At 36.4% G+C, this 8,216-nt stretch carries 7 protein-coding genes; 5 read left to right on the top strand and 2 right to left on the bottom strand.

The features are described 5' to 3' along the window. The coding region (locus tag ON15_RS04930; protein WP_010580372.1) for an endonuclease/exonuclease/phosphatase family protein at window positions 1-209 on the bottom strand (209 nt) is incomplete at its 3' end. Window positions 210-348: 139 nt separating this feature from the next. On the opposite strand from ON15_RS04930, the gene murB reads away from it, so the two are divergent. Together murB and ON15_RS04920 are read left to right on the top strand one after the other, a co-directional pair. Further along, window positions 349-1,248 carry a UDP-N-acetylmuramate dehydrogenase gene (gene murB, locus ON15_RS04925; protein WP_412768433.1) on the top strand — a complete coding sequence of 300 codons (900 nt, stop codon included), beginning with the start codon at window positions 349-351 and terminating at the stop codon, window positions 1,246-1,248. A 119-nt stretch (window positions 1,249-1,367) separates the two neighbouring features. Beyond that, window positions 1,368-3,479 (top strand): cation:proton antiporter, encoded by a 2,112-nt coding sequence (locus tag ON15_RS04920; protein WP_010580370.1) that lies wholly within the window; start codon window positions 1,368-1,370, stop codon window positions 3,477-3,479. On the opposite strand, the gene ON15_RS04915 is transcribed toward ON15_RS04920, so the two are convergent. Beyond that, window positions 3,436-4,155, bottom strand: coding sequence for a DUF1361 domain-containing protein (locus ON15_RS04915; RefSeq protein ID WP_010580369.1), 720 nt, complete (start codon window positions 4,153-4,155; stop codon window positions 3,436-3,438). The genes ON15_RS04920 and ON15_RS04915 overlap by 44 nt on opposite strands. A gap of 136 nt (window positions 4,156-4,291) precedes the next feature. Here ON15_RS04915 and cdaA point away from each other — a divergent pair, with 136 nt between their 5' ends. The 3 genes from cdaA to glmM are packed head-to-tail and all read left to right on the top strand — an operon-like array spanning window position 4,292 to window position 7,683. Continuing rightward, window positions 4,292-5,131 carry a diadenylate cyclase CdaA gene (cdaA, locus tag ON15_RS04910; RefSeq protein WP_010580368.1) on the top strand — a complete coding sequence of 280 codons (840 nt, stop codon included), beginning with the start codon at window positions 4,292-4,294 and terminating at the stop codon, window positions 5,129-5,131. Then, window positions 5,131-6,294 (top strand): CdaR family protein, encoded by a 1,164-nt coding sequence (locus tag ON15_RS04905; protein WP_010580367.1) that lies wholly within the window; start codon window positions 5,131-5,133, stop codon window positions 6,292-6,294. The genes cdaA and ON15_RS04905 overlap by 1 nt, the downstream gene beginning before the upstream one ends. Before the next feature lie 30 nt (window positions 6,295-6,324). Next, a complete protein-coding gene (gene glmM, locus ON15_RS04900; protein WP_010580366.1) occupies window positions 6,325-7,683 on the top strand; it encodes a phosphoglucosamine mutase in 1,359 nt (452 codons plus the stop codon). Window positions 7,684-8,216: the final 533 nt, after the last annotated feature.

Here is an 8,216-nt window from a genome sequence, read left to right as displayed (position 1 = left end):
TTTGCAAAAATTACCGTTCCAGAGTATCCTTTGCGATCTGCATAATTCCAATATGCTTGATAGCCAGGGAAATTCAGTTCAATTTGCTTAGCTTGGAGTTTGGTTTCTTGCAAGCAAAAAAAATCACTATCCAGCTGTTTAAAAATTGCTTGAAAGTCTTTTTTTAAAACAGCTCGTAGACCATTAACATTCCATGAAATAAATTTCATATGGGTTTACACCTTTCTTTATTTGTCTTAAATTGATTTTAGCAGTCTGAAGTAAAAAAAACTAGTTTCAGATCTTTGAATAAAAATGGTAGAATTAACTTAGATTAATTATTAGGTGAGGATTGTTTGAACAATGAAAATTAAAACAGCATCTTTTGTAGATCAGTTTCCAGAAATTGAAATTTTAAAGAATGAATCACTGGCAAAATATACTAACACCAGAACTGGTGGACCGGCTGAATTTTTGGCATTTCCTAATAGCATTAAGCAGCTACGCCAATTGGTTATGTCAGCACGACAAGCAGATCTCGAATTGACAGTTTTAGGAAACGCTAGCAATTTAATCGTCCGGGATGGTGGAATTGATGGTTTAGTGATTATTTTACAAAAAATGAATAAAATTACTTGCGTTGCTGATCAAGTGGTTGCTGAAGCGGGCGCTGCAATGATCCAGGCTACTGAAGTTGCTTGGCAAAATGGGTTGACGGGGCTGGAATTTGCAGCAGGAATTCCTGGCAGCGTTGGAGGAGCAATCTTTATGAATGCTGGCGCTTATGGAGGAGAAGTGGGACAAGTTGTTAAAAAAGTTAAAGTGATTGATCGGCAAGGAAATTTAAAAAATTATTCGCAAGAAGACCTGCAATTTAGTTATCGGCATAGCCGGATTCAGGATGAAGATGATTTGATAATTGAGGCAACCTTTTCATTAAAGCCTGGTCAGCCAACTTTGATTCGAAAAAAAATGGATGATTTAAACTTTCGGCGGGCAGCCAAACAGCCTTTGGAATATCCTTCATGTGGGAGTGTCTTTAAGCGCCCTAAGGGGTACTACACTGGGAAATTGATCCATGATGCTGAGCTTCAAGGCTATCGGGTCGGAGATGCACAGGTTTCATTAAAACATGCGGGGTTTATCGTTAACTTGAATCATGCAACTGCTGGCGATTATTTAGCAGTAATTCAACATGTTCAAGCAATTATTTGGCAAAAATTTCAAGTCCATTTAGAAACTGAGGTTCGAATTATCGGTAAAAATTGATTTACAGCGTAGTTTGTTGATTAAAAAGGCAGACTACTTTTTTTTAGGCAATTTTTTTGTAATAATAGAATTAAGATAATTAATGTAGAAAAATTGGCAGAAGTTAAGGCGGTGCAAAAATGGCAATTGTTGAAACAATCATTGGATTAATTTTAATGGTCCTTGTTTCAAATTTGATCAATCATTATTTCAAATGGCTACCAGTTAGTTTAGTCCAAATTTTTTTAGGAACAATCGTCGCCTTAATTTTTAATATAAAAATTGATTTGGATGCCAACTGGTTTTTGCTGCTGTTTATTGCTCCATTACTGTATAATGATGGTCGTCGGTTTCCGCGTAAAGAACTCTGGAAGTTAAAAGGCCCGATTTTTAATAATGCAATTTTGTTGGTTTTTTTAACAATGTTGGTTGGTGGTTTTTTGATTGCTCAACTAATTCCTAGCATGCCTTTACCGGTCGGAATTGCATTAGCAGCTGTTTTGGCTCCGACAGACCCAGTAGCGGTTCATTCAATATCAAAACAGGTTAAATTGCCAGAGAATGTTTTGCATTTAGTTAGCGGAGAAAGTTTGATTAACGATGCTAGCGGCTTAATTGGTTTTAAATATGCAATTGCAATTGTCATTACGGGCTATTTTTCATTATATCAAGCAGTTGGGGACTTTTTTTATGTTTCAATTATTGGGGGATTAGCTGGGTTATTATTAATGGGGTTGGTTATTTTAATTATTGAATGGTTGATAATTAAGGATTTCAATGATGTTGTTTTCAACACTGTCTTACAAGTTTCGATTCCTTTTATTATTTATCTCGTCACTGAAAAGTATTTACATGCCTCTGGAGTGATTGCCGTAGTCGTTGCTGGTGTTTTTTTTGCGAGTCAGCGAAATAATTTTATCAGCGTTCAACCGGAGATTAATCTGGTAACGGAAAGAACTTGGGATATTATTGCTTATTTGTTAAATGGTACTATGTTTACAATTTTGGGAGTAGAATTGCCTTTTGCCATGCAAGGTGCAATCAAAAGCGATCGCGTTGACACATTTCGGGCATTTTTGCTGATTGGGGCTGTTTGGCTGATTTTATTAGTCATCCGAGTTGGTTGGACATTTGTTTATCAGTTGTTTGATCACCAAAAAACCAAGCTGTTGGCAAGATTGAAAATTGCATTAATTTCCGGATTATCAGGTGTCAGAGGGGCAATCACTATGGCTGGCGTTTTAACGATTCCGTTGACAATTGCCAGTGGAGCACCATTTCCCGAAAGATCTTTAGTCTTGTTTTTAGCGGCAGGTGTTATTATTTTAAGTATGTTGATGGCTATCATTGTTTTGCCGTTCTTGGCTGGTAAGTCATTAGCTATCCAAACGCGAGGCGCAAACACTGAATTAAATACTGATGAATTAGACAATGATGAAGATCAGACAGATAGCGTTGCAGAACAAGTCCCAATTCTAACAAAAAATCAAGCTAAATTATATATATTGAAGAATGCTGTCCGTAGTTTAGAAGAACAACGTCGCCAACAAAATCAATTAGCAGTTTACCAACTGATTTTGGAATATCAGTATTTAATTAAGAAACTTGAAATTTCTGAAGAAGATCAACCAAATGAGGCTAGTATTATTACCGATGAATTAAAATTAAATCGGGTTGCTATCAAGGGTCAGCAAAAAGAGTTGCAAAGATTATATCAGTCAAATCAAATTCAGCAGAAGGTTTTTCAATATTATCAAAGACGTTTGGAACATCAGCTAAAGGAAATTGATCACGGTGCAACCTTACCACAATTTGGAATATTGTTTAGCTTAAGAAGGACGATTTTGCGTTTTGATCGACAATTTAAAGTTAGATATGGAAATCAACAGGCCAAACAATTTATGGCTCAAATTAGATTGGTTGAACGGGCGTTAGCCAAAATAGCCATTAAAACACTTTCTGAATATTTGCGTGATTCAAATGTTAACGAGAAGAAATTTAATCGAGAAGCAATCTATCATCTGATTATTCGTTACCGAACCTTGATTGAAAAACAAAAAAATCAAACAAGTTCCGACCCAACTGCCTATCAACAACAAATGAAAAGCTTGCGTTTAAAATCAATCAATGTTCAGCGTCTATCTTTACAATTCCTGATCGAACAAGGTTATTTAGATCATCGCACAGCCATGCAATTAAGACAATATATCAATCATGAGGAGAATCTGCAGTTGCAGATCGATCCGATTTAATAGTTGGAGTTTGACTTTCAAGTTGTTGAAATTCAAAGCGGTTAATAAACATGCAACCCCAAATTAATAGCTGCAATGCATACATGAAAGCAACAAAAACTAACATTCGCCAGTTCCACATATTAATCAGTTGTTGAATAGCCCATTTGGGATCTAAAATTAAATAAATAGTGTGTAATCTTAAAAAGCGGCCAATATAAATACCAATTGCTGATAAAACAAGTAAGATATTGATCAGCACAACTTGATTGAGCCGACTCCAGCGCTTTAAGTGCCAGAGGACTTGATCAGCTACATATTCCAAACTAATTGTTCCAATCAGTGCACAGGCTAAAGCCCCCATCAGCAAGTTGGTAAATTTCAGCCAAAGATGTAGATTAAAAACCATTAATTTGGTCAAACTATTATATGGATCCAACATTGCCAGGTGAAAAAGATCGGTTAGCTCGTATGGAGCATTCGGGAAAAATAAGAGCCAGATTAAGAATAATAAAAAAAACCAGAAATTGTTTTGGCGGTAGTTGATGTAAAAACCAATTTCGATTGGAATGTATGCTAAAAAGGTATTCAGTAATAAAAAACTATAAACTTCACCTTTCAAATAAACTGTCAAATAAATATATAACATGTAAGACCAGAAAAATATTCTCAGCAGCCAACGATTCTTTTTTGTCATTTTCTCACCTGATTTCGAACTTTAATCAATTCTAACAGATTTATTAAGGCAGTAGGTTCAAAAAGCAATTTCTTAACTATTTTGAAAAAAACATTAGTGATATAATCAATTTGTTGAAATCAGGGAGGTTAAATTTGTGACCAGTGATATTGAAAATTTACTAAGCTGGCAAACGGCAATTCATTTACTGGATATCTTAGTGGTGTGGTTTGTTATTTATGAATTAATGATGCTGATTCGGGGGACTAAAGCAGTTCAACTGCTAAAGGGTGTTGTAGTCATTATCATCATTAAAGTTGTCAGTTTGTATATCGGACTAAAAACTGTTTCTTGGATCACGGACCAAGTGATTAATTGGGGCTTGATTGCAATTATTGTCATTTTTCAGCCAGAAATTCGCCGTGGCTTGGAACATTTAGGTCGTGGTTCAATTTTTGTCCATAATAATAAGGAAAATGAAAACCAAAATAAAATGATTGATGCTCTAGATCAAGCTGTGCAATATATGTCAAAAAGAAGAATCGGAGCTTTGATCACGATTCAAATGAAAACTGGCTTGGAGGATTACATTGAGACCGGGATTAAATTGGATGCCGATATTACCGGAGCGTTACTAATTAATATTTTTATACCTAATACTCCTTTACATGATGGGGCAGTGATTATTAGAAATAATAAAGTTGCCGTAGCAGCAGCTTACTTGCCACTTTCAGAAAGCAATCTGATCCCTAAAGAATTAGGAACTCGTCATCGTGCTGCAGTGGGAATTAGTGAGGTCACCGACGCCTTGACGATTGTGGTGTCAGAGGAAACTGGGGGTGTGACAGTTACTAAGAATAATGAACTGCTTCGTGACTTGACTCGCGATGATTATTTAAAATTACTAAAAAAAGAATTATTAGTAACTCCACAAAAGTCAAGTCATTCGCCCGTAGTTGGCTTTTTTGAGGGCTTTTTTAAGGAGGGCAAGCATTAATGAACTGGAATCGATTATTTGATAACAAATGGTTTTATCGTTTGCTTGCACTAGTTTTTGCTGTTTTGTTATTCAATTATGTTAATTCAATTGGCATCGGCGATCGGGAACAATCTTCGGCAGCCAATAATCAAAATGGTAACTCAGTAGTTGCTGAAAGGTCTGAAACATTAAATTTTCCGTTAAGTATTAACGTTGATAGTGATAAATATTTTGTATCTGGCTACCCAGAAAAAGTTAAAATTAAAATCAGTGGTCAAAGTTCATTGGTAACTGCTGCAACTAATACCCGAAATTTTAGTGTTTATGCTGACTTGACTGGTTTAAAACCTGGGCAACATTGGGTCAAGCTAAAACAAGCTGGTTTGAATCGTGATTTAAATTATCAAATTTCACCAGCGAAGATCAAAGTAAAAATCAGTTTAAGAAAAACAAAGACTTTTCCGGTTTCAGTTAATTACAGTTCGGATCAACTGGCAAGTGGCTATCAAGCTGATAAAGCAGTCGTTAGTCCAAGAACTGTCACAGTGACTGGGGCAAAAAAGGATGTTGAGCGAATTGCAAAAGTTCAGGCAAATTTGCAGTTATCAAGTGGGACTCAATCAACAGTTAATCGTCAGGTGATGTTGCAAGCAGTCAACAATAGCGGTAAAATTTTAAACGTAGTTATTAGTCCAGAAACTGTAAAAGTTCGTTTACCAATTTTTTCATCTGAAAGTGAAAAAAAGGTTCCGTTGAATTTTGTTGCCAGTGGTAATTCGGACAATTATGATTATAGTTTTTCAAGTAATATCAAGGAGGTCACGGTCAAAGGAACTAAAAGCGCATTGGCCAACCTTTCTAAATTCACCGTTTCGGTACCAATTGATAATGTAACTTCAGATACGACGAAAGAAGTTGATTTGGTCTTACCATCTAAAGGCATTTCAAGCGTTAATCCTAAATCAGTTAGAGTAAATATCAATGTTAGTTCAGTTTCGGCTGGTAATGCTAATTCTGCTGGCGGTACGACTTCAGCCAAAAAGGATTCATCAACCTCCTCAACTGAGAGTGAAAGCTCTGATTCAGATTCGGGAACATCAAAAACAAATGCAAGTGCGACGATCAATTCAGATAGTGAAACAACCTCCAGCTCTGCAACTGGAAGTACAACAGAAAACTAAGTTTAGAGACAGAAATGAGGAAGTATATTTATGAAGTATTTTGGAACAGATGGAGTCCGCGGAATTGCTAATCAGGAGTTGACGCCAGAATTGGCTTTTCGTTTGGGACGTTGCGGTGGTTATGTGTTGACTAAACACGCTAAAGATAGTTCAAAATCTCCACGTGTTTTGGTAGCTCGTGATACGCGAATTTCCGGCCAGTTGTTGGAACATGCCTTGATTGCTGGCTTATTATCAGTTGGAATCGAGGTCTTTTCATTAGGTGTAATTACGACACCCGGAGTTGCTTACCTGGTCAGAGTGCAAGGTGCTGATGCTGGGGTGATGATTTCAGCTTCACATAATCCAGTTCAGGATAATGGCATCAAGTTTTTTGGCGGAGATGGCTATAAGCTTTCCGATGAAAAGGAAGAAGAAATTGAAGACTTGCTTGAGGCCCAAAGAGATGAACTACCACGTCCAGCCGCAAATGGCTTAGGGACAGTCAATGATTATCATGAGGGAAGTTTAAAGTATACCCAGTTTTTGGAACAAACAATCCCTGACGATTTAAATGGCTTAAAAATTGCAATCGATGGTGCTAATGGTGCAACTAGTGGGATAGTTTCTCGTTTGTTTGCCGATCTAGGAGCTGATTTCCAAACAATGGCAACAAATCCAGATGGTTTGAACATTAATAAGGGTGTTGGATCAACTCATCCAGCAGCTTTGGCAAAATTTGTTGTTGAACAAAAAGCGCAGTTAGGGGTTGCTTTCGACGGTGACGGTGATCGTTGTATTGCAGTTGATGAATTAGGTAACATTGTAGACGGAGACAAAGTTATGTTTATTTGTGGCAAGTTTCTTAGCGAACGAGGGCGTTTAAAGAAAAATACAATCGTTACGACCGTTATGAGTAATCTTGGCTTATATAAAGCAATGGAAAAAAGTGGGCTTAATTCAGTTAAGACTAAAGTTGGCGATCGGTATGTAGTTGAAGAAATGCTTAAGGATGGTTATAATCTTGGTGGTGAACAATCAGGACATGTTGTTTTTCTTGATTTTAATACCACTGGTGATGGAATGCTAACAGCTATTCAGTTGATGAATGTTGTTAAGCAGACTGGTAAGAAGTTGTCGGAGCTGGCAGCAGAAGTTACTAGTTATCCCCAGGAATTAGTTAATGTACCAGTAACGGATAAGTTTGCTGCGGCTAAGGATCCGCAAATTCAAGCAGTTATTAAGCAAGTTGAAAATAAGATGGGAGCTGATGGACGAGTTCTTGTTCGTCCTAGCGGTACAGAAGCTTTGTTACGTGTTATGGCGGAAGCTAAAACTAAGGAACAGGTTCATGAATATGTTACAGAAATTGCACAAGTTGTCCGCAAACGACTAGGTAAAAACAATTAGATGATCATAAATTCAAAGGTCCAGCTAGTAGCGCTTTTTAACTAGCTGGACCTTTTTAGGAGGATTAGTCTTTAATAATTAAGCGAAACAAAAAATTCAAAATCCGAAAAAATAAGTAAAAAGTCAGCGTAATCCAACTAAGGTACCACATTATCAGCAGACAAACGACTAACCAATTTCCCGAGCTAATTAATAACCAAGCTGTCGAAAACAATGTTAGAATTTGCTGTTTTTGATAAACTGCGTAAATTAGTTTAAAGATTATCAGTAACCAGGTTAGGTCAAAACTAATTTTTAATTGATGTAAATTGATCATAATAGTTACCTCGATAAAGAATTTTTAATTAATATCAAGTTGCTGCGCTTACTTTCATTATAAATAAAAAAATAAAAAAAAAAGTCAAATGGTGTTGACAGCGTTTTCATGTTAAGGTACTATTTAGTCACAAGGTAATTTTACAATTTACCTTCTAATCAATTCTCTTTCTCTCTTATGCCAACCACCGCTGCAGTTGCGGTGGTTTTTTTTTTGT

The sequence above is a fragment of the Liquorilactobacillus vini DSM 20605 genome (genome assembly GCF_000255495.1).
GTDB lineage: Bacteria > Bacillota > Bacilli > Lactobacillales > Lactobacillaceae > Liquorilactobacillus > Liquorilactobacillus vini.
Note: the sequence above shows the minus strand (reverse complement) of the source record. Positions and strands in the feature narration are given on the sequence as shown.

Coding starts and splice junctions, on each gene's coding strand:
- ON15_RS04920 (WP_010580370.1), top strand. CDS start 1,368: ATGGCAATTGTTGAAACAATCATTGGATTAATTTTAATGGTCCTTGTT.
- ON15_RS04915 (WP_010580369.1), bottom strand. CDS start 4,155: ATGACAAAAAAGAATCGTTGGCTGCTGAGAATATTTTTCTGGTCTTAC.
- ON15_RS04905 (WP_010580367.1), top strand. CDS start 5,131: ATGAACTGGAATCGATTATTTGATAACAAATGGTTTTATCGTTTGCTT.
- glmM (WP_010580366.1), top strand. CDS start 6,325: ATGAAGTATTTTGGAACAGATGGAGTCCGCGGAATTGCTAATCAGGAG.